2 protein-coding genes are annotated in these 1,574 nt (G+C 47.3%); both read left to right on the forward strand.

Annotated features, from left to right (window positions below; translation table 11 throughout):
* Positions 1-417, forward strand: a 417-nt coding sequence (locus BFN10_RS28570; RefSeq protein ID WP_208610096.1) for a hypothetical protein, incomplete at its 5' end; no start/stop codon positions are given.
* Positions 417-929 carry a hypothetical protein gene (locus BFN10_RS01435; protein ID WP_071488110.1) on the forward strand — a complete coding sequence of 171 codons (513 nt, stop codon included), beginning with the start codon at positions 417-419 and terminating at the stop codon, positions 927-929. The genes BFN10_RS28570 and BFN10_RS01435, both read left to right, overlap by 1 nt.
* Positions 930-1,574: the final 645 nt, after the last annotated feature.

Genomic DNA, 1,574 nt, shown 5'->3' on the forward strand with positions numbered 1-1,574 from the left:
CGGGGGGGGGCAAAAGCGACAAGCGAAGCTGCTACTCAGATCCCAGACCGAGTGCAGTCGCGTGTAAACATTGCCAATGGTCGCACGGAAACGACTCCTCTTCGTGATAACGGCAATCCCGTATCTGCGGGTTTCGATCACGTTATAGATGGGCATTTCAATAGAGAAATCTCCAACTCGCGCTCCGTGTTTACCATTGCTCCGGATGAGCTGAAAGGCATCCTACAGAGCAGTTCTGTCGTGAAGTCTCCGGTTGTTGCGCTGCCAGATGGCCAATTCGTAAGAACGGTTGATGTGGGGCGGGCTATTGGCACCACTACATTGAAGGATGGCGGTGTTCCTACGTCTGTGATAAAGGTATTCACCGATAAGGCAGGAAATTTAATTACAACCTTCCCGGTTAAGGTGGGCAACTGATGCGTATTCTACCCATAAAGATATGGCGTGAATTCCAGTCGGTAGTGGAAGCTCTGAGTGACGAAACACATTTAAGGGTAGTTCTTGAAGTAATACTATTTTGGATGAGAGGTAATCATAAGTATCTTGCCGGTGAGCCGTTTTCGGCCTATGGTTTTGATAGCTTTACGAAATTAGATGAGAGGGAGATTCCAGTTGAATACTCTTCCTTTAAGGTGAGTGATTTAATTAATTTCAAGCGTGTTGTTTTTAAACTTCAGGCTAGAGATGTAGAGTCAATTGCGAGGTTTTTACGTGATACAATTGAGGAGTTGGCGACTGTCGAAGTTGATAAGCAATGCCCCAGATGTGAATCTGAGGGAATGCGCGCCTTTATAGGTAAGCATAATGGATTGTTGGCTTATCAGTGCAATGTCTGTGGGTACTCCCATTATTCAGATGGATCTAGGGTTGAGAACGGCGGATTAGAGTTTGCGAGCGAGAAACAGTTGCGAGAACTTGGCCTGATTTAATGGTGCAAAAGCGACAGGTGGTGCAGTAGAGCTAACGTTTGACAAGGCTACGCGGACTTGGACAACTCCAGCTGGTCTAGACTATGGACAAGGATCGGTTCAAGGAAACAGAGTTTTGCATGTTTTAGAGCATGCGGAACCGAATCCAGCCAAGACAGCACATAGCGTCTTTAGTATGGACACAAAAGAGATTTTAAGCGCTGTCGATGAAGCATGGCTCAAGAAAGGTAGTCCTGTAGTAGGGGATCCGGGGGCATATGTTGTCCCGATGGGCCGAGCGATTGGTACTTCGGGAGAAACGAGTATTAAAGTTATTGTTCGGCCTGGGACCAGTCAGGTCATTACCGCCTGTCCTGTTAAATAGAGAGGTTTTATATGTTGTGTCCAAGGTGTGAGCAGGGAGATGTTATCAAGGCTAAAGTTATAGCTGGCGACACTTGCTTGTTCTTATGTCAAGAGTGCGATGCCTCATGGTTTTTATACGAAGACATTGGGGTTAGGGCCTTTTTCGACTATGGGGCTTATATGGAGAGTGTAGGGCTGAAACCACTGTGGAGTGAGTTGGAAATTATTCCTGAGTAGGGGTAAACGGGGTCAGACCCTGAGGGACTGAACAAAGCCCTGGGGCAGGGCGGCAGTGTCAGT

The organism is Pseudomonas extremorientalis (assembly GCF_001870465.1).
In the GTDB taxonomy this organism is placed as follows: domain Bacteria; phylum Pseudomonadota; class Gammaproteobacteria; order Pseudomonadales; family Pseudomonadaceae; genus Aquipseudomonas; species Aquipseudomonas extremorientalis.

Excerpts from the sequence above, each read along its gene's own strand:
- BFN10_RS01435 (WP_071488110.1), top strand. The coding sequence starts at position 417 with ATGCGTATTCTACCCATAAAGATATGGCGTGAATTCCAGTCGGTAGTG.